The organism is Streptomyces sp. NPDC056600 (assembly GCF_042792855.1).
Lineage (GTDB): Bacteria > Actinomycetota > Actinomycetes > Streptomycetales > Streptomycetaceae > Streptomyces.
Window position 1 is genome coordinate 70,743 of sequence record NZ_JBHTVQ010000028.1, and the last position, 18,271, is coordinate 89,013.

Here is an 18,271-nt window from a genome sequence, read left to right on the forward strand (position 1 = left end):
CCATGCGGAGCAGTCAATCACACGGAAACGCGGAGGTCTGCGGCTTCCGCGACCCCGGGAACCCGTCCACCGGGACGGCGAGGAAGTCCGCGCCCCTGACCGCCGGCTCCACCTCGACCCCGTGCGCCGCCCGCCTCGGCCAGGGCGGGCAGGGCGGCGTGGAGGCCGCGCGGGACGGGGGGCCGTCCGTCCGGAGGAGCCGCTTGCTCCGGCTGAACGAAGCGCCTGGGGTGAGGGCCCCGAGACGCACGCCCAGCAGACAGGCCGCCCGGTTTGCGCCAACCCGGTCGGCCAGGGCCACCGGGAGTGGTGGTGGGGTGCCGTGCTCGCCCGTCGTCGCGTGTCGGGGACGGTCCTCCCGTCACCGCGTGGTGACGAGGCCCGTCTCCCAGGCCCAGGCGGCGATCTCCACCCGGTTGCGGGCCGGCAGCTTGGACTGGACGTTGCCGAGGTGGGTCTTGACCGTGCCGACGGAGATGGACAGTTCGGCCGCGATCTCCGCGTTGGTGAGGCCCCGGGCGACCAGACGGACCAGGTCCAGTTCACGGGCGGACAGCGCCACGGCGGGTTCCCGGTGCGCGCCCGCCGAAGGGCTCAGGCGGCGCAGCAGCCGCATGGTGATCGAGGGGCCGACCAGCGCCTCGCCCGAGGCGGCCGCCCGGATCGCCTCGACCAGCAGGGCGGGACCGGAGTCCTTCAGCAGGAACCCGCAGGCCCCCTGCGACAGAGCGCGGTGGACGTACTCGTCGTCGTCGAAGGTGGTGACCACCACGACCTTCGGCGGGTCGGCGACCCCCGGGCGGGTCAGGCGGCGCATCGCCTCGAGCCCGTCGAGCCGGGGCATGCGGATGTCCATCAGCACGACGTCGGGCCGGTGCAGCCCGGCCAGTTCCACCGCCTGCACGCCGTCCCCCGCCTCGGCGACGACCTCGATGTCGTCCTCGGCGGCGAGGATCATCGCGAACCCGGTACGGACCATCACCTGGTCGTCCGCGATCAGCACCCGGATCGTCACGCGGCCACCTCGGGGGAGGGCGCGGCGGAGGCGGCGGGGGCCGCGGGCAGGACGACCTCGACGCCCCAGCCGCCGCCCGGCACCGGTCCCGCCCGGAAACGACCGCCGACCAGTGCGGCCCGCTCGGCGAGTCCGCGCAGACCGAAGCCGCCGCCCGACGGCTGGAGCGTCCGCCCGTCGTCGACGACCCGCACGGTGACGAGGTCCCCGGAGCGGACCGCGTGCACTTCGACCTCGGCGCAGTCGCGGGTGTGCCTGCGGACGTTGGTCAGCGCCTCCATCACCACGCGGTGCACGGTGGTGCCCACCTCCACGGGGAGGTCGTCGAAGACGCCCTCCAGGACCAGACTCGCCCGTGCGCGCCCTCCCGCGGAGAACCGCTCGACCAGCGATCGCAGTTCGGCGACGCCCGCCGACGGGGCCGGCGGCAGCTCGTCCTCGCCGCGCAGCATGCCGACCATCTTCCGCATGGAGACCAGCGCCTCCGACCCCGCCCGCTCGATCCGCTCCAGCGCCGGCGGCACCAGCTCGGGTCTGCGCCCGGCGATCGCCAGCGCGCCCTGAGCCTGGACCACGATGCCGGTGACGTGGTGGGCGACGAAGTCGTGCAGGTCCCGGGCGAACTCGGCGCGCTGCTCCAGCCGGACCGCCGCCGCCCGGTGCCGCCGGTCCGCCAGGACCAGCCGCCGGGCCACCCCGGCCCCGAGCACCGCGGTGGTCGCCAGCGCGAGGAACAGCGCCATGAACAGGCCGGTGTCGCTCACTCCGATCGCCAGGGGCCGCAGCACGATCGCCGGCTGCAGGACCAGGACGCACGCCAGGGCCGCGTGCCGCCGGCCGCGCAGGGCGACCAGGAGCAGCAGCGCCAGCAGGGCCGCGGGCTCGGTGAGGCCGAAGGCTTCGTCGGACGTCAGCGGCGCGGCGCCGTCCCCCGCACCCAGCCGCAGGAACAGCGAGAGGCCCAGCGACGCCGCTCCGGCGAGACCGGCCGCCCACGGCAGGGCCCTCGCCCCGAGCCACGGTGCCGCGGCGACGAGCGCCACGGCCGCGGCGGCGACGGGCAGCTTGACGCCCGCCACGCCCGCCGTGCCGACCAGACCGGCCCGGTGGTCCACCAGGAGCAGCCCGCACAGGGCCGCCACCAGAAGAGGGCCGAGCACTCGGCCGAAAGTCGTAGCGAGGCGCCGAGGATCTGCCTTTGGCCGGATCCTTCCGGCCGGGCCGCCCGGAAGAGTGGTGCTCGCCGGCGGAGTCATCGAACTGAACACAACGAGGAGCATGTCATGGGCGGTCACACCCTTCGTATCGAGTCCTGGGAGGTCGTGGCGCCCCTCCTGCTCGCCTTCCTGCTGCTGCTCGCCCTGCGGGCCGCACGCGGGAGGCCGGGCTGGTCGGGAAGGACCGTGCCGGTCCGGCTGCTCGCTGGCCTCTGGGCGGCGGCCCTCGCCGACCTCACCTGGTTCCCCGTGGTGGTGGACCGCGCCCAGAACCTCGCCCCCTGGTACAGCCAGATCCAGCCCGTCCCCGGCCTCGGTCTCCTGTCCGCGGACCCCGGCTTCGCTCTGAACGCGCTGCTCTTCGTGCCGCTGGGCGTCCTCCTCCCGCTGATGACCCGCGCGGAGCTGTCGGCGAAGGGCACGGCGCTTCGCTGCCTCGTGCTCAGCGCCACGATCGAGTTCACCCAGCTGCTGATGTACGCGCTGTTCGCCAACGGCCGCTCCGCGGACGCCGACGACCTGCTCGCCAACACGCTCGGAGGCGTCCTGGGCTTCCTGCTGCTGCGCCTGGCGCTGCGGTCCACCGCCTCCTCCCGCCTGGTGCGGCCCTTCGCGCTGCCCGGCACTCCGCACGCGGACCGCACGGACCGCGCGGGCGGCACGGACCGCACGGAGTCCGAGGCCGGCCGCACGGTGGCCGGGGCGCCGGTCAACCGAAGGTGAGAACCGGCTTGACCGCGCTGCCGTCGCGCATCGCGGCCACCGCCGTCTCGATCTCCTCGAAGGGGAACGTGGTGACCAGCCGGTCCACCGGGAACAGGCCCCGCCGGTACAGGCCGATCAGCTCCGGAAGGAAGCGGGCGGGATCGGAGTCGCCCTCCACCACGCCGTGGACGCGGATCCCCTTGTAGAGCAGGCTCTGCACGTCGAAGGCGACCTCCGGGCCGAGCCCGAGCAGGGCCAGCTCGCCCCGGGGGCGCAACGCCCCGACGGCCCGGCGGATCATCTCCGGACGCCCGGTGGTGTCGACGACGTGGTGCGCACCGCCACCGGTGAGGTCACGCAGCGCGGTGACCAGGTCGTCGTCCGGGGCCAGGGCTGCCTTGGCCCCGAGCCCGGTGGCCAGGACCCGCCGCGAGGGCACCGGGTCGACGGCGACGACCGGGTCGCAGCCCGAGGCCACCGCCGCCATCAGCGCGCTCAGCCCGACCCCGCCGGCCCCGAGCACCACCAGCGAACTGCCCGGCTCGGGGCGCAGCCGGTTGAGCACGGTGCCGGCGCCCGTCTGCCCGCCGCAGCCCAGCGGCGCGAGGACCGTGGCCGGCAGGTCGGCGGGCGCCCCGACCACGCCGCGTTCGTGGACGACGGCGTGGGTGGCGAAGCTGGACTGGCCGAAGAAGCCGCCGTGCAGAGGGGCGCCGTCGAGGGAGAGCGCGGTGCTGCCGTCGCCGCGCCCGCCGGAGAAGTTCAGGGCCCGCGCGTCGAGGCAGTAGGCCGGGTGGCCCGCCGCGCACTGCTCGCACGTGCCGCAGCTGGCGAACGTCAGGCAGACCTGGTCCCCGGGGGCGACGCCGGTGACCTCCGCGCCCACCGCCTCGACCAGGCCGGCGCCCTCGTGGCCGAAGACCATGGGGGTGAGCGGCTCGGGCCAGGTGGCCCGCATCGCCAGGTCCGTGTGGCACAGCCCCGCCGCGGTCATCCGCACCAGCACCTCGTGGGGCCGCGGCTCCTCGATCCGCGCGTCGCGGACGGCGAACGGCTCGCCCGGGGCCGCGACGACCGCGGCGCGGACGGGCCTCACGCGCCCCGCCCCGGCCCGGCGGCGGAAGCGCCGCCGGACCCGGCGGCGCGCTCCAGGAAGAAGTAGAAGAACGGCCCGTCGGCGGGGACGCCCTTGACGTTCATGACGCCCATCAGGGTGGCGTCGTCGACCCGCTTGAAGTGGTCGAACACCGGCTGGCCGTCGTACACCATGGTGGCCGTCGACTCGCCGCGGAACTCGACGGTCCACAGGCTCGCCTCACCCTTGCCGAGCTCCCGGTCGGAGTACAGCTCGCCGTCCGCTCCCCGGCAGATCAGCGGCTTGGCGTCGTGCACCGAGGTGAACGTCTTGCCGTACCAACCGGCTTTCTCCAGCGTGCCGTTGAGAGGGTGGCCGGTGACGAACTCGCCGCCCCGCCACTCGCCGAGGATCTCCTCGGGCCGCACGGTCGCCAACGCCGCCCAGATCTGGTCGAGTTCGGCGGCCGTCACCGGACCCTCCGCCTCCCGCAGGGCGTGGAAGCGGGTGCGGGCCTCGATCGGGTCCATGCGGTGTCCTCTCGGATCGGAGGCGCGGCGAGGCCGCCGGGCCTCGCCGGGCGTCGTGTGCCTTCCCCGGCCGCTGGGGTCAAAAACCGTGCCGGCCCGGGGAGTTGAGCAGGTCGCTCGTCGCCCCGGTCCGCTCACGCCCGGGCGCGCCGCCCGCGGAACACCGGCCGGGAAGTCGCCTCCGTCATCTGTTCCGGAGGATCATCTCCCGTTTAGCCTGTCCATGACATCCGCGCACCATCGGACACCAGGGGTACACCATGAGAACGAAGGCGTACACGATCCTCGGCACGCTCGTCCTGACCGCGGGGCTGGCCTCGGCGCCCGGCACGGCGGTCGCGGCGGGGGCCTCGGCCACGGCGGTCAGCAAGATCAGCCACTCGACCGCGACGACGATGTTCCGCAACGCGGGGATCGGCTGGACCTCCAGCGGTGGCTGCTCCGACCGCAACGTCTCCACCTGTACCTCGTTCGAGCAGCTCAACCTGGCCACCGCGCAGGGCGCCGTGACGCTCCGCAACGCCTCCGGGTGCGCGATGACCATCACCGGCGGCACCGAGACCGGGCACGCGAGCGGGACGTACAGCCACTGGAACGGCTACAAGCTCGACTACAGCCTGACCACCTGCCTCGGCAACTACATCACCGGCAGCTTCTCGCGCATCGCCAACCGCAGCGACGGCGCCGCCCAGTACAAGTCCGGGTCCGGCAACATCTACGCCCTCGAGGGCAACCACTGGGACGTGACGTACTACAACTGCGGCGGCTGCTGACCCGCCCGGCCGGACGACGCGGCGCCGCCGGGGTGGTGCAACGCCTCGGCGGCGGCCGCCAGGACGGCCTCCGTCACCCGGGCGAGGGCCGGGACGTCCAGCTTCCACTGCTGCCAGTACAGCGGGACGTCCGTCCGGCGGTCCGGCGCCAGGTCCACCAGGCGGCCCGCGCGCAGCAGGGGAAGCGCCTGCGGCTCGGGCACCAGTCCCCAGCCGAGGCCGGCGGACACCGCGTCGTGGAACCCCTCCGAGGTCGGCACGTGGTGCCGCAGCCGCCCCGCGCCGGAGGCGCCCCCGGTGAGGGAGCGCACGAACCGGTCCTGCAGTTCGTCCCGCCGGTCGAACACGATCACCGGGGCCCCGGGCAGCAGGTCCGCCAGAGCACCGCCCGACAGGTGGCGTCCGGCGAAGTCCGGGCTCGCCACCGGCAGGTACCTGGCCAGGCCCAGCGGACGGACCGTGCAGCCCGCCACAGGCTCGGCCGAGGACGTCACCGCCGCCATCACCCGCCCGTCCCGCAGCAGGGCCGGGGTGTGCCCCTCGTCCTCGCGGCGCAGTTCGAAACAGATCGGCGGGTCCTGCGGCACCCGGGTCAGCGCGGGAAGGAACCAGGTGGCCAGCGAGTCCGCGTTCACCGCGATCGGGACGCGGGCCGGCGTCCCGCTCCCCTCCAGCCCCAGCTCCACGCCCGCGTCCTGCTCCAGGGCGGCCAGCTGGCGGGCGAAGCGCACCACCACCTGACCCGACTCGGTCGCCCGCACCGGCTTGGTGCGGGTCAGCAGCACCCGGCCGGTGCGCTGCTCGAGCGTCTTGATCCGCTGGCTCACCGCGGACGGGGTGACGTGCAGGGCGGCCGCGGCGGCGTCGAAGGTGCCCTCGTCGACGACGGAGAGCAGGGTGCGCACCTGGTCGTGCGGGAGATCGGTCATCACGTCGGCTAATGATAGTTAAGAAACTTCAGCTGTACTGATGGCGGCGCACCGCTTAACGTCGGGCCACGTGAACAGCGGCATTCTTCCGGCGGCGCTCGCCGGGTTCGGTACAGGTCTCTCCCTCATCGTCGCCATCGGCGCCCAGAACGCCTTCGTCCTCCGGCAGGGGGCGCGGAGACAGGCCGTCCTCGCCGTCGTCGGCATCTGCTTCCTCTCCGACGCGGTGCTCATCGCGCTCGGCGTGGCCGGCCTGGGCGCCGTGGTCACCGCGTGGCCCGCCGCGCTGACCGCCGTCAGCGTCGCCGGCGGGATCTTCCTGCTCGGCTACGGGGCGCTGGCCGCCCGCCGTGCACTGCGGCCGGCGGGGGAGGCGCTGGACACCCAGGGGGACGCGACCGGCTCGGTGCGTACCGCCGTCCTCACCTGTCTGGCCCTGACCTGGCTCAACCCGCACGTCTACCTCGACACGGTGCTGTTGCTCGGCTCGGTCGCCTCCGACCAGGGATCCCTGCGCTGGGTCTTCGGCGCCGGCGCGATGCTGGCCAGCCTGGTGTGGTTCGCCGGGATCGGCTACGGAGGGCGGCTGCTCGGCGGGGTCCTCTCCCGCCCCAGGGCCTGGCGGCTCCTCGACGCCCTGGTCGCCGTCACCATGCTCGTGATCGGCGGCACGCTGCTCGCCCGCGCGCTGTAGCGGGCGCGCCGCCCGGGCGGTCGGCGCGGGCGCCTGCGGGGCGCGCGCTTGGTGAAGCGGACGCCCTGGCGCAGGATGGGTGATATGGGCGTCATGCAGAGAAACAGGGTGAATGTCGTCGGCGCCCCCGACGGCAGGGTCGTCATGCTGGCCCACGGCTTCGGCTGCGACCAGAACATGTGGCGGCTGGTGGTCCCCCGTCTCGCCCCCCGGTACCGGCTGGTGCTCTTCGACTACGTCGGCGCGGGCGGCTCGGACCTGTCCGCGTGGAGCGAGGAGCGGTACTCCTCGCTCGAGGGGTACGCCCGTGACGTGGTGGAGATCTGCGAGGAGCTCGACCTGCGGGACGTGGCCTTCGTGGGCCACTCCGTCAGCTCGATGATCGGCGTCCTGGCCGCCCGGGCGGCCCCGCGGCGGATCACCTCGCTGGTGATGATCACCCCCTCGCCCTGCTACATCGACAAGGACGACTACCGGGGCGGTTTCAGCGCGGAGGACATCGACGAGCTGCTGCAGTCGCTGGACGCCAACTACCTCGGCTGGTCGTCCGCCATGGGACCCGTGATCATGGGCAACCCGGACCGGCCCGAACTGGGCAACGAGCTCACCGCCAGCTTCTGCGCCACCGACCCGGACATGGCGCGCGTCTTCGCGCAGGTGACCTTCCTGTCGGACAACCGCCACGACCTCCAAGGGGTGCGCCTGCCCACCCTGGTGGTGGACTGCGCCAACGACGCGATCGCCCCGCCGCAGGTCGGCGCCTTCGTGCACGCCAGCATCCCCGGCGCCCGGCAGATCACCCTCGACGCCAGCGGCCACTGCCCGCAGCTCAGCGTCCCCGACGCCACCGCCGATGCCATCCTCGACTTCCTGGACCACGAGCGGTGAGCCCCGGGAGCGAGGAGGACGCCGCGTCCGCCCGGCCGGACGCCGGTGAACCGCCCGCGGACGACGCCGAGGAGCTCTACGACTCCGCGCCCTGCGGATACCTCTCCACCCTGATGGACGGCACCATCGTCCGGGTCAACGCCACGCTGCTGCGGTGGGTGGGCGTCGAGCGGGAGGCCGCGCTCGGCAGGCGGTTCACCGAGTTCCTCACCGTCGGCGGGCGGATCTACCACGAGACGCACTTCGCCCCGCTGCTGCGCCTGCACGGAAAGATCGGCGGCATCGCCCTGGAGCTGAAGGCCGCCGACGGCTCACGGGTGCCCGTCCTGGTGTCCTCCGTCATCAAGTACGACGCCGACGACATGCCGATGCTGGTGCGCACCACCGTCTTCGAGGCGTCCGACCGACGGGCCTACGAGGAGGAACTGCTCCGCCAGCGCAAGGCGGCGGAGGAGGCGCGCGGCCGGGCCCAGGTGGCCCAGGAGGCCGCCGAACAGGCCCGGCGGATCGCGGAGCACGCGCAGTGGGAGGCCGAGCAGGCGCAGCGGGAGGCCGAGGCCGCCCGCCGGCAGGCGGACACCGACCGGGCGCGTCTCGACGAGGCCTTCCGCGTGCTCCAGGAGGCGCTGCTGCCGCCCGAGCTGCCGGAGGTCCCCGGCCTCGAGCTGGCCTGCCACTACCGGGCCGAGTCGCCGGAGCGGATCGGCGGCGACTTCTACGACGTGCTCGAACTCGGAGACGGCCGGTGGGGCTTCTTCCTCGGCGACGTCAGCGGCAGCGGCCCCGAGGCCGCCGCGGTCACCTCGCTGACCCGGTACACCCTGCGGGCGGCGCTCCTCCACGACGGCGACCTGCTGGACGCCCTGACGTCGCTGAACGTGGCGCTGCGCGAGAGGAACGCGAGCGGCGACGGCAGCCTGCGCTACTGCACGGTCGTCGTGGGCCTCGTCGAGCCCGACGCCGCCCACGGCGAGGCGCGCGTCCGGCTGGCGTCCGGCGGTCACCCCCCGGCACTGCTGCTGCGGGCGACCGGCGAGGTGGAGTACCTGCACACTCCCGGCGGGATGCTGGTCGGCATCGCGGCCGACGCCGACTTCGTGACGACGACCGTCACCCTCGGGTCCGGCGACACCCTGCTGCTCTACACGGACGGCCTCATCGAGGCCCGGACCGGGGCGCGGCCCGGAGAGCTCTTCGACGCGGACGGCCTGTGCGACTTCGTCCGCGGCCTCGGCCCGAGCGGGGCGCCCCGGCTGGTCGCGGAGATCGAGACCCTCCTGGACCGCTTCGGCGAGGCCCTCGACGACGACACCGCCCTCCTCGCCCTCGGAGCCCCGGCCGCCGGCCCGTGAGCCGGCGGCCCGCCCTTCGCCGGGACGGCGGCGTCCCGCGCCGGGTCGCTTCCCGGGGGCTACTGTCCGCCGTCCGCCGTGATCGGGTGACGGCGGCCGGCGAACGTGTGGGCCACCCCCGTCTGCCAGCCCGGCAGCGGCAGGGCGCGTACGCCGTCGAAGCCCGCCCGCCGCATCCGGGCGGCGAACTCGGGCGCCGTGTCGAACTCCAGCACGCTGTGCCAGAGATGACGGTAGAGCGCCCCGTCGCCGGTCAGGCCGCCCAGCGGCATCACGACGCCCCGGCAGACGGCGGACCACACCAGACGGTCGGCGCGGCCGCCGCCCAGCGTGTACTCGTGCGCCACCAGACGGCCGTCGGGGACCAGCAGGTCGTGGACGCCGCGCAGCACCGCGTCGGGGTCGGCGACGTTGCGGAACAGGTAGGCGGCGAAGACGGCGTCGAACGGACCGTGCGCGTCGTCCGCGACGAGCTCCTCCGCCGTGGCGTGGACGAACCGCACCCGCTCCAGCCCTCCGCGGCCCCGTGCCCGGGCCAGCATGGCCGACGACGCGTCCGCGCCCACGATCTCCGCCCGCGGGAAGGCGGTCGCCAGCGCCGCGGTCGACGCGCCCGTGCCGCACCCCAGGTCGAGCACCCGGCGGCCCGCGCCACCGTCCGGCAGGGCCAGGCGGCGGGCGGAGCGACGCAGGTGGGCGTGGTACCCCGGGTTGAGGGCGACCAGACGGTCGTAGGCGTCGGCGCCACGGTCGAAGGCGGCGGTCAGTTCGGCGTCGTGCAACAGGGTCATCGATCGGCTCCAAGCGGCGGGACGGCGGGGACGGGGGCGGTCACGGCACCTCGCGCGCGGCGCCGGCGGCACGGGTTCTCGCGCGCACGGAGTATCGCGCCGCACGACGCCGCCCACGCGGCACCGGCACGGCGGGTGTCCGCCCAACGGGTGAACCCACCCACGTGTTCGGGTCAACGCCCGGTCATGGATGCGCACGCGGAGGCAGGGACGCCGCCCGGGGCGACCCCTCCGTGCGCCCGTCGCCCTTCCCGGCAGCGGCCCGGCGCGGGCGCGGCCGGGCTAGCCTGGCCCGCATGGAGGAGTTCAGCGGGGTGGAGGTCGTCGCGTTCCCGGACGCCCCGGCCTTCGACAGCTGGCTGGCCGAGCACCACGGCCGCCACGAGGGCGTGTGGGTGAAGGTCGCGAAGAAGGCGTCGGGGATCCCGTCGGTCACGGACGACGAACTGGTCGACGTGGGTCTGTGCTGGGGCTGGATCTCCGGACAGCGCCGGGGCCTGGACGAGAGCCACTACCTGCAGAAGTACGGGCCACGCAGGCCCAGGAGCCTGTGGTCGCAGGTGAACATCGAGAAGGTCGCCGCGCTGACGGCGGCGGGCCGCATGCGCGAGCCCGGCCTGGCCGAGGTCCGCCGGGCCCAGGAGGACGGCCGGTGGGAGCGTGCCTACGCCTCGCAGGCGACAGCCGTCGTCCCGGACGACCTCGCCGAGGCGCTCGCGGGGGACCCGGCGGCGCGTGCGGCCTTCGACGCGCTCGACCGGACCGCCCGTTACCTGGTGATGCTCCCGCTGCTCACGGCCGCCACGCCGAAGACCCGGCGGACGCGGCTCGAGCGAGCGGTGCGCGCCCTGTCGGAGGGGCGGAACACCGGCGGCCGGTGAACGCGGCCCGCCAGGATCCGCGACGGTCTCACGCCGTGAGGAACACCGGCAGCTCGGTGACCGCGTTGGAGACGAGACCGGGGCGACGGGGCAGATCGTCGCCGCCCGCCGGACGCAGGCCGGGGAAACGCGTGAAGAGGCCCTCGAGGGCGACCTCCATCTCCAGACGGGCCAGCGGCGCGCCGATGCAGAAGTGCGGACCGTGGCCGAAGGACAGGTGCCGGAACGTGGGCCGGACGAGATCGAAGACGTCGCCGTCATCCCCGTACTCGCGCTCGTCACGGCCCGCCGAGGCGTAGGACGCGAGGACCGCCTCGCCCTTGCGGATCAGCGTGCCCTCGATCTCGATGTCCTCCAGGGCGTACCGGAGCGGGAAGTGGTTGACCGGGGAGTCCCAGCGCTGCGTCTCCTCGGTGACCGCCGACCAGGACGCCTCCCCGGAGCGAAGCAGCGCCAGTTGGCCGGGGTGGGCGAGCAGGGCGCGGATTGCGTTGCCCATCAGGTTGATCGTGGTCTCGTGCCCCGCGACCAGCAACTGCAGGAGGGTGCCGACGAGTTCCTGAGGGCTGAGACGGCTGCCGTCCGCCTCGCGGGCGGCGATCAGCGCGCTGGTGAGGTCGTCTCCCGGCTCCCTGGTCCGCAGCTCGACCAGCTCGGCGAGGAGGGCGAAGGCGTCCCGCTGGATCGTGGCCATGTCCGGCCTGCCGGGACCCGCCCCGGCGCCGACGATGCCGTTGCTGAGCTCGTGCATCCGGTCCCACCGGTCCCGGGGCAGACCGGTGAGCTCGCAGATCACCTGGATCGGCAACGGCATGCAGAACTCGGGCCGCAGGTCGACGACTTCGCCCGGCGGGTGCTCGGCGAGCCGGTCCAGCAGGCCGGACACCAGGGACTCCACCCGCGGGCGCAGTTCCTCTACCCGGCGGGGCGTGAAAGCCTGGCCGAGCAGGTTGCGCAGGCGCCGGTGGTCCGCCCCGTCGGAGGTCAGCAGACCCGGGACGACCACGAAGTTGATCATCGGCCAGTCGGCGGGCACCCGGCCCTCGGCGAGGGCGCTCCAGTGGGAGGGGTGCTTGCCCACCCGCGGATCGGCGAGCAGGTCCCGCAGGGTCGCGTAGTGGGGTACGACCCACGCCTCGACGCCCTGCGGGAGCGCCACCCGGGTGGCCGGACCGGCCTCACGGAGCCGGGCGTTCTGCTCGTGCACGGTGTCCGCGAGGGCCGAGACGTCGACGGCCGCGCCGGCCCCCGCGCCGCTTCCGGCTCCGGCTCCGGTTCCTGAGAAGGGACAGTCGAGGGCTTCTGTCTCTGCCATGCGGGCGCTCCACGGGTCGGCTCTGTCGGCGGGCGTCGCCGGGCCAACAGCCCCTGGAGACAGGGCAGATGATGTTCCCCCCATGCGACTGGGGCGGATCGTACAGGCAGCGCGGCGCGGACGGAGCCGCTCCGGCTGCCCGCGGGCGTCAGTGCCGGCCGCGGACCACCACCACCGGGCAGTCGGCGTGGTGGAGCAGCGCCTGGCTGACCGAGCCGAGGAGCATGCCCTGGAAGCCGCCCCGCCCGCGGGCGCCGGTCACCACCAGCCGGGCCCCGCCGCTCGCCTCCAGCAGCGCGGAGCGGATCCGGGAGCGGACCAACCGTGCCTCGACCTCCACCTCCGGATGGGCGGCCCGGTGCGGCGCCAGCGTCTCGTCGAGCAGCCCCTGCTGCGCCTGCTCGAGACGGCCCACGTCCACCACGATGCGCATCGGGTCGAGGGGGTCGTCCAGGGCGTGCTCGCTGCGAGTGTTCCACACGTGCGTCGCGAGCAGCGGCACCCCGCGCAGCGAGGCCTCGGCGAAGGCGAAGGCGACCGCCGCCTCGCCGGCCTCGGAACCGTCGACGGCCAGCAGCACCGGGCCGGTGGGGGAGGGCCGGCCCCGCACCACCATCAGCGGGCAATGGCCGTGGGCGGCCAGGTGGACGGCGGTCGACCCCAGCAGCAGCGAGGCGAAGGAGTTCAGCCCCCGGCTGCCCACGACGGCCAGGGACGCCGACCGGGACTCGATGGTCAGCACCTCCAGCGGCTCGCCGGACACCACCGAACGGGTGACCTCCAGGCCCGGCACCCGCTCCCGGGCGCGCTGCTCCGCCTCGGTGGGCACCCCCTGCACGAGCCCGGTCAGGCGCCGCCCGGTCATCTCGGGCGGCGGGGAGACGCCCGGCATGCGCGCCTGCCGCCCGCCGAAGGCGTGCACGATGCGCAGCGGGACGCCGCGCAGGCGCGCCTCGTCGGCCGCGACGTCGACCGCGGCGAAGCCGGACGGCGAACCGTCCACCCCGACGATCACTGGCTCGTCCACTTCCCCGCTCCCGTCCAGGCCCGCCGTCTCCGTCACCCGTGGTCCGCGTCCAGCCTCTCCGAGGCCGCGCACCGAGGCCACCGGACGGGGCCCGCCCGGGGCTGCGTCGAGTGTGTGCCGCCCTCGGCGGGGGCCGTGTGGTGTTCACGGCGGCCGCGGAGCGGCTTCCCTTCCGCTTCACCGGAAGGCGGGACAGGGGCCACGCGGACGTCGCCGAGGGGCGGCAGGCTTGCGGGATGCGATTCTTCTCGAGAGCGAGCGGTCCTGCTCACGCACCGCGCCCGCACCGATGGCGTCACGTCCTGCGGCAGGCCGTCGCCACGGCGCTCGCCGCAGGGCTGACCACCGGCGCCGCGGCGGCCGCCGACCACCCCGCCGGTGGGCGCGCCTTCGATCTCCAGGCACACCGCGGCGGGGTGGCGATGACCGTGGAGAACACGCTGCCTGCCTTCGCGCGGGCCCTGGAACTCGGTGTGACGACGCTGGAACTGGACGTCCAGATCACCGAGGACGGTCACGCGGTGGTCACCCACGACCGCGACGTCCAGGAACGCAACTGCCGGGACACCGGACCCGCCTTCCCGGGTGACCCCGAATACCCCTACGTGCCGGGCAAGAGGTACGTGAAGGACCTGACCCTCGCGCAGATCCGCACCCTGGACTGCGGATCGCTCCGGCAGGCCCGTTTCCCCGACCAGCGGTTGGCGCCCGGGGCGCGGATGCCGCTGCTGTCCGAGGTGTACACGCTGGTCCGGAGCTACCGGGCCCACCGGGTCGGGCTGAACGTGGAGGCCAAGGTCGAGGCGGGGGCCCCTCAGGAGACGGCGCCGCGCGAGCGGTTCGTGCGGACGCTGATCGCCGAGACGCGGCGGGCGCGGATGCTCCGGCAGGTGACGGTGCAGAGCTTCGACTGGGGCGCGCTGGCGCGGGTCCGTGAACTGGAGCCGCGACTGCCGCTGGTGGCGCTCACCAACGGGCAGCAGTTCCTCCAGCAGGGGCAGCCCGGGGCCTCGCCCTGGCTGGGCGGCCTGGACATCGACGATTTCGAGGGCTCGCTGCAACGGCGTTACGTGACCGCCGCCGCCTCCCTCGGCGCCGACGCCGTCTCCCCGGTGCACGGCGACCCGCAGAACGGCGGCGTCGAGGACCCGGGGTACACGCCGTTCACGAACCGGGAACTGGTCGCCGAGGCGCACCGGCGAGGGCTGAAGGTGGTGCCGTGGACCGTCGACGACCCGGCGACCGTCCGTCACCTGCTCGGTGTCGGGGTGGACGGCCTGATCACCGATGCCCCGGACATGGTCCGCGGCGTCCTCGCCGACGAGGGGTACCGCCTGCCCCGGGCGTACACCCCGAAGCGCTGACCGGGGACGGCGGCCGGTCCGTGTGAGGCCGGTCGCCGTCCGAGCCACCGACGGCAGGGTCCGCCGGCCGCGGCTTCGCGGACACGGGTCGGCAAAGTGTTCGATCTTCGGTCGGCCGGCTGGCAGCATGGCGGCCATGACGTCGGCATCTCGCCCCGAACCCGCCCGCGCCTGCCTCACCGTCGACGGGCGGCGGTTGTCCTACCTCGACTTCGGAGGGACCGGGCCGGTCCTGGTCGCGCTGCACGGCCACTTCGGGGAGGGCCGCACCTTCACCGCCCTGGCCGAGCACCTGGCCCCGCACTGGCGGGTGGTCGCCCCGGACCAGCGCGGACACGGCCACTCGGACCGCCCGGCGGACTTCTCCAGGGAGGGATACCTCGCCGACCTGGCCGCGCTGCTCGACCACCTCGCCCCCGGGCCCGTGGTCCTGCTCGGCCACTCGCTCGGCGGGCTCAACGCCTACCAGTTCGCCGCCCGGCACCCGGACCGGGTGCGTGCCCTGGTGGTCGAGGACATCGGGGCGGACATCGGCGACGACCTGTCGTTCTGCCTCGCATGGCCCCACCGCGCGCCCACCCGCGGCGCCCTGGTCGAGCAGTTGGCGGACTCGGCCCGCTACCTGACCGACGCCGTCCGCGAGTACCCGGACGGCTGGGGCCTGGCGTTCCGGCCGCAGGACATGGTCGTCTCCCACGCCGCGGTGCGGGGCGACCACTGGTCCGACTGGCTCGCCACCGACTGCCCGGCCCTCCTGGTCCACGGCCGCCGCAGCGACGCGCTCGACGCCCGGCAGGCCGAGGAGATGGCCGCCCGCCGCCCCCGCACCCGCCTGGTCACCCTGGACACCGGCCACACCGTCCACGAGACCGACCCCACCGGCTTTGCCGAAGCGGTCGACGCGTTCCTCCGCCCCCTCCGGGAGGAGAGCCGGCCGTGACGGCGCCGCCGTGACGGCCGCGGGGCGTGACGGACGCGGGGCGTCATCACCTGGAAAGGGCGACGTGAAGGGCCGGGGAAGGCGGGTCAGGGGCTGGTGGTCCGGTCCGTGGGAGGGCCGGTGAGGATCTGGCCCATGGCGGCGAGGACGGACGGCTCGACGCGGTAGTAGACCCACGTGCCGCGCCGCTCGGAGGTCAGCAGCCCGGCCTCCTTGAGCTTCTTCAGGTGGTGCGAGACCGTCGGCTGCGAGACCCCGACGTCGGAGATGTCGCAGACGCACGCCTCCCCGCCCGCGTGCGAGGCCACCGCGGAGAACAGCCGCAGTCGCACCGGGTCGCCGAGCGCCTTGAACATGCGGGCGGCGGTCTCCGCCTCCTGCGCGTCCAGGGGCCGCTCGGTCAGCGGCGGGCAGCAGGGCGCGACGGCGTCGGCCGCGGGGTCGAGGAGGGGGAGCAGGTCGGGGTTCGCCATGCGCCCAGTGTCCCACTCGGTTCGACGTACGTCTATGTCGACATCTGTCGAAGCAGTGGAGGCCGTGCCCGGGCCGTCCAGGGGCAGGTCGTAGGGTGAGAAGTGCCCTGAACGGGCCGACCCGCCGTCGTCCTGGCCCGCCTGTCCACCTTCTGGGGAGTACGTCCCGTTGAACTTCTGGTCGCTCTACCGGCACGGCTTCGCGCGGATCGCCGCCTGCACCGGTCACTCCGCCGTCGCCGACCCCGCCGCCAACGCCGAAGCGGTCCTGCGGCAGGCCCGCCGCTGTGACGAGGACGGCGTCGCCGTCGCCCTCTTCCCGGAGATGAACCTCTGCGGGTACTCCATCGAGGACCTGCTGCTCCAGGACGCCCTGCTCGACGAGGTGGAGTCGGCGCTCGCCGCCGTGGTGGCCGGCTCCTCCGGCATGCTGCCCGTCCTGGTGGTCGGCGCCCCGCTGCGCCACCGCAACCGGATCTACAACTGCGCCGTGGTGGTGCACCGGGGCCGCATCCTCGGCGTCGCGCCCAAGTCCTACGTGCCCAACTACCGCGAGTTCTACGAGAAGCGTCAGATCGCCGCCGGCGACGACGAGCGCGGCGGCACGATCCGCGTCGGCGGGCAGCCCGTGCCCTTCGGCCCCGACCTGCTCTTCGCCGCCGAGGACGTGCCGGGGCTCGTGCTCCACGCCGAGGTGTGCGAGGACATGTGGGTGCCGGTGCCGCCGAGCGCCGAGGCCGCGCTGGCCGGCGCGACGGTGCTGCTCAACCTCTCCGGCAGTCCCATCACCGTCGGCCGCGCCGAGGACCGCAAGCTGCTCTGCCGCTCGGCGTCCTCGCGCTGCCTGGCCGCCTACGTCTACGCGGCGGCCGGTCTGGGGGAGTCCAGCACCGACCTGTCCTGGGACGGGCAGACGATGATCTACGAGAACGGCGTCCTGCTCGCCGAGACCGAGCGGTTCCCGCAGGACGACCAGTACTCGGTGGCCGACGTCGACCTCGACCTGCTCCGCCAGGAACGCCTGCGGATGGGCACCTTCGACGACAACCGCCGCGCCCACGCCGCCCGTACCGCCGGCTTCCGCGAGGTCTCCTTCCGGCTCGAGGCGCCCACCGGGGACCTCGGCCTGCGCCGCCGCCTCGAGCGGTACCCCTTCGTGCCGTCCGACTCCGAGCGCCTGGCCCAGGACTGCTACGAGGCGTACAACATCCAGGTCAGCGCGCTGCAGCAGCGGCTTGGCGCGATCGGGAACCCGAAGATCGTCATCGGCGTCTCCGGCGGCCTGGACTCCACCCACGCGCTGATCGTCGCCGCTCAGACCATGGACCGGGCCGGCCGCCCCCGCAGCGACATCCTGGCGTTCACCCTGCCCGGCTTCGCGACCAGCGACCACACCAAGGGCAACGCCCACAAGCTGATGAACGCCCTCGGCGTCACGGCGGCGGAGCTCGACATCACGCCGACGGCGCGGCTGATGCTGAAGGAGATGGAGCACCCGTTCTCCTCCGGCGAGCCGGTCTACGACGTCACCTTCGAGAACGTGCAGGCAGGTCTGCGGACCGACTACCTGTTCCGGCTGGCCAACCAGCGCGGCGGCATCGTGCTGGGCACCGGCGACCTCTCCGAGCTGGCGCTCGGCTGGAGCACGTACGGCGTCGGCGACCAGATGAGCCACTACAACGTGAACTCCGGCGTCCCGAAGACCCTCATGCAGCACCTGATCCGCTGGGTGATCGGCAGCGGGCAGTTCGACGAGGAGACCGGCCGCACGCTGACCGCCATCCTCGACACCGAGATCAGCCCCGAGCTGGTGCCCGGCGAGGAGATGCAGTCCACCGAGTCGAAGATCGGCCCCTACGCGCTGCACGACTTCACGCTCTTCCACGTGCTGCGCTACGGGTTCCGGCCGTCGAAGATCGCCTTCCTCGCCTGGCACGCCTGGCACGACGCCGAGGCCGGCGCCTGGCCGGCGAACTTCCCGGAGGCCAAGCGCGTCGCCTACGACCTCCAGGAGATCCGGGACTGGCTGGAGGTGTTCTGCCGCCGCTTCTTCGCCTTCGCGCAGTTCAAGCGGTCCGCGATGCCCAACGGCCCCAAGGTCTCGGCCGGAGGCTCGCTCTCCCCGCGCGGCGACTGGCGCGCCCCCTCCGACAGCTCGGCGGCGACCTGGCTGCGGGACCTGGCCCGCGTCGACGACGCGCTGAAGAAGGACTGACGCCCATGCCCCGCCCGCCGGGCACGACCCGCGCGCGTCGCGGGCACGCGTGACGGCGGTGGGCCGTGGCGCCGGAACCTCCGGCAC

18 protein-coding genes are annotated in these 18,271 nt (G+C 74.1%); 9 read left to right on the forward strand and 9 right to left on the reverse strand.

Going from position 1 to position 18,271, the window contains the following annotated elements; genetic code table 11:
* Positions 1-361: 361 nt before the first annotated feature.
* Both ACFRAV_RS16290 and ACFRAV_RS16295 read right to left on the reverse strand, forming a co-directional pair.
* A complete protein-coding gene (locus ACFRAV_RS16290) occupies positions 362-1,015 on the reverse strand; it encodes a response regulator (RefSeq protein WP_382555880.1) in 654 nt (217 codons plus the stop codon).
* Positions 1,012-2,175: a sensor histidine kinase gene (locus tag ACFRAV_RS16295; RefSeq protein ID WP_382555883.1), complete on the reverse strand. Its 1,164-nt coding sequence runs from the start codon at positions 2,173-2,175 to the stop codon at positions 1,012-1,014. Before ACFRAV_RS16295 ends, ACFRAV_RS16290 begins: the two co-directional genes overlap by 4 nt.
* Before the next feature lie 123 nt (positions 2,176-2,298).
* On the opposite strand from ACFRAV_RS16295, the gene ACFRAV_RS16300 reads away from it, so the two are divergent.
* Positions 2,299-2,955, forward strand: a complete 657-nt coding sequence (locus ACFRAV_RS16300; RefSeq protein WP_382555886.1) for a VanZ family protein — start codon at positions 2,299-2,301, stop codon at positions 2,953-2,955.
* Here ACFRAV_RS16300 and ACFRAV_RS16305 read toward each other — a convergent pair.
* Positions 2,942-4,033 carry an NAD(P)-dependent alcohol dehydrogenase gene (locus ACFRAV_RS16305; protein WP_382555888.1) on the reverse strand — a complete coding sequence of 364 codons (1,092 nt, stop codon included), beginning with the start codon at positions 4,031-4,033 and terminating at the stop codon, positions 2,942-2,944. The genes ACFRAV_RS16300 and ACFRAV_RS16305 overlap by 14 nt on opposite strands.
* Entirely contained in the window at positions 4,030-4,542 is a 513-nt protein-coding gene (locus ACFRAV_RS16310) for a DUF4334 domain-containing protein (protein ID WP_382555891.1), read from the reverse strand. The genes ACFRAV_RS16305 and ACFRAV_RS16310 overlap by 4 nt, the downstream gene beginning before the upstream one ends.
* A 260-nt stretch (positions 4,543-4,802) precedes the next feature.
* Between ACFRAV_RS16310 and ACFRAV_RS16315 the strand changes: the two genes are divergently transcribed.
* Complete coding sequence (locus tag ACFRAV_RS16315) at positions 4,803-5,315, forward strand: hypothetical protein (protein ID WP_382555894.1); 513 nt, start codon at positions 4,803-4,805, stop codon at positions 5,313-5,315.
* On the opposite strand, the gene ACFRAV_RS16320 is transcribed toward ACFRAV_RS16315, so the two are convergent.
* Positions 5,294-6,244 (reverse strand): LysR family transcriptional regulator ArgP, encoded by a 951-nt coding sequence (locus ACFRAV_RS16320; RefSeq protein ID WP_382555936.1) that lies wholly within the window; start codon positions 6,242-6,244, stop codon positions 5,294-5,296. The two genes, ACFRAV_RS16315 and ACFRAV_RS16320, sit on opposite strands and share 22 nt — an antisense overlap.
* A gap of 70 nt (positions 6,245-6,314) precedes the next feature.
* Here ACFRAV_RS16320 and ACFRAV_RS16325 point away from each other — a divergent pair, with 70 nt between their 5' ends.
* The 3 genes from ACFRAV_RS16325 (at position 6,315) to ACFRAV_RS16335 (ending at position 9,178) form a co-directional block, all read left to right on the forward strand.
* Positions 6,315-6,938: a LysE/ArgO family amino acid transporter gene (locus ACFRAV_RS16325; RefSeq protein ID WP_382555897.1), complete on the forward strand. Its 624-nt coding sequence runs from the start codon at positions 6,315-6,317 to the stop codon at positions 6,936-6,938.
* Between the two features lie 84 nt (positions 6,939-7,022).
* Positions 7,023-7,826, forward strand: a complete 804-nt coding sequence (locus tag ACFRAV_RS16330) for an alpha/beta fold hydrolase (protein ID WP_382555900.1) — start codon at positions 7,023-7,025, stop codon at positions 7,824-7,826.
* Complete coding sequence (locus tag ACFRAV_RS16335) at positions 7,823-9,178, forward strand: PP2C family protein-serine/threonine phosphatase (RefSeq protein ID WP_382555903.1); 1,356 nt, start codon at positions 7,823-7,825, stop codon at positions 9,176-9,178. Before ACFRAV_RS16330 ends, ACFRAV_RS16335 begins: the two co-directional genes overlap by 4 nt.
* 59 nt (positions 9,179-9,237) lie before the next feature.
* Here the strand turns inward: ACFRAV_RS16335 and ACFRAV_RS16340 are convergent, their stop codons facing one another.
* The gene (locus ACFRAV_RS16340; protein WP_382555906.1) at positions 9,238-9,969 is read right to left on the reverse strand and encodes a methyltransferase domain-containing protein; all 732 of its coding nucleotides are present in this window, start codon (positions 9,967-9,969) and stop codon (positions 9,238-9,240) included.
* Positions 9,970-10,265: 296 nt separating this feature from the next.
* Between ACFRAV_RS16340 and ACFRAV_RS16345 the strand changes: the two genes are divergently transcribed.
* On the forward strand, positions 10,266-10,850 hold the full coding sequence (locus ACFRAV_RS16345) for a YdeI family protein (protein WP_382555909.1): 585 nt from the start codon (positions 10,266-10,268) through the stop codon (positions 10,848-10,850).
* A 28-nt stretch (positions 10,851-10,878) separates the two neighbouring features.
* Here ACFRAV_RS16345 and ACFRAV_RS16350 read toward each other — a convergent pair whose 3' ends face one another.
* Positions 10,879-12,165: a cytochrome P450 gene (locus ACFRAV_RS16350; protein ID WP_382555912.1), complete on the reverse strand. Its 1,287-nt coding sequence runs from the start codon at positions 12,163-12,165 to the stop codon at positions 10,879-10,881.
* 148 nt (positions 12,166-12,313) lie between these two features.
* Complete coding sequence (locus ACFRAV_RS16355) at positions 12,314-13,192, reverse strand: universal stress protein (RefSeq protein ID WP_382555915.1); 879 nt, start codon at positions 13,190-13,192, stop codon at positions 12,314-12,316.
* Positions 13,193-13,428: 236 nt separating this feature from the next.
* Between ACFRAV_RS16355 and ACFRAV_RS16360 the strand changes: the two genes are divergently transcribed.
* On the forward strand, positions 13,429-14,556 hold the full coding sequence (locus ACFRAV_RS16360) for a glycerophosphodiester phosphodiesterase family protein (protein ID WP_382555918.1): 1,128 nt from the start codon (positions 13,429-13,431) through the stop codon (positions 14,554-14,556).
* A gap of 136 nt (positions 14,557-14,692) precedes the next feature.
* Positions 14,693-15,496 (forward strand): alpha/beta fold hydrolase, encoded by an 804-nt coding sequence (locus ACFRAV_RS16365; protein WP_382555921.1) that lies wholly within the window; start codon positions 14,693-14,695, stop codon positions 15,494-15,496.
* Positions 15,497-15,582: 86 nt separating this feature from the next.
* Here ACFRAV_RS16365 and ACFRAV_RS16370 read toward each other — a convergent pair whose 3' ends face one another.
* Positions 15,583-15,969 carry an ArsR/SmtB family transcription factor gene (locus ACFRAV_RS16370; protein ID WP_382555924.1) on the reverse strand — a complete coding sequence of 129 codons (387 nt, stop codon included), beginning with the start codon at positions 15,967-15,969 and terminating at the stop codon, positions 15,583-15,585.
* A gap of 169 nt (positions 15,970-16,138) precedes the next feature.
* Between ACFRAV_RS16370 and ACFRAV_RS16375 the strand changes: the two genes are divergently transcribed.
* Complete coding sequence (locus ACFRAV_RS16375) at positions 16,139-18,184, forward strand: NAD(+) synthase (RefSeq protein ID WP_382555927.1); 2,046 nt, start codon at positions 16,139-16,141, stop codon at positions 18,182-18,184.
* Positions 18,185-18,271: the final 87 nt, after the last annotated feature.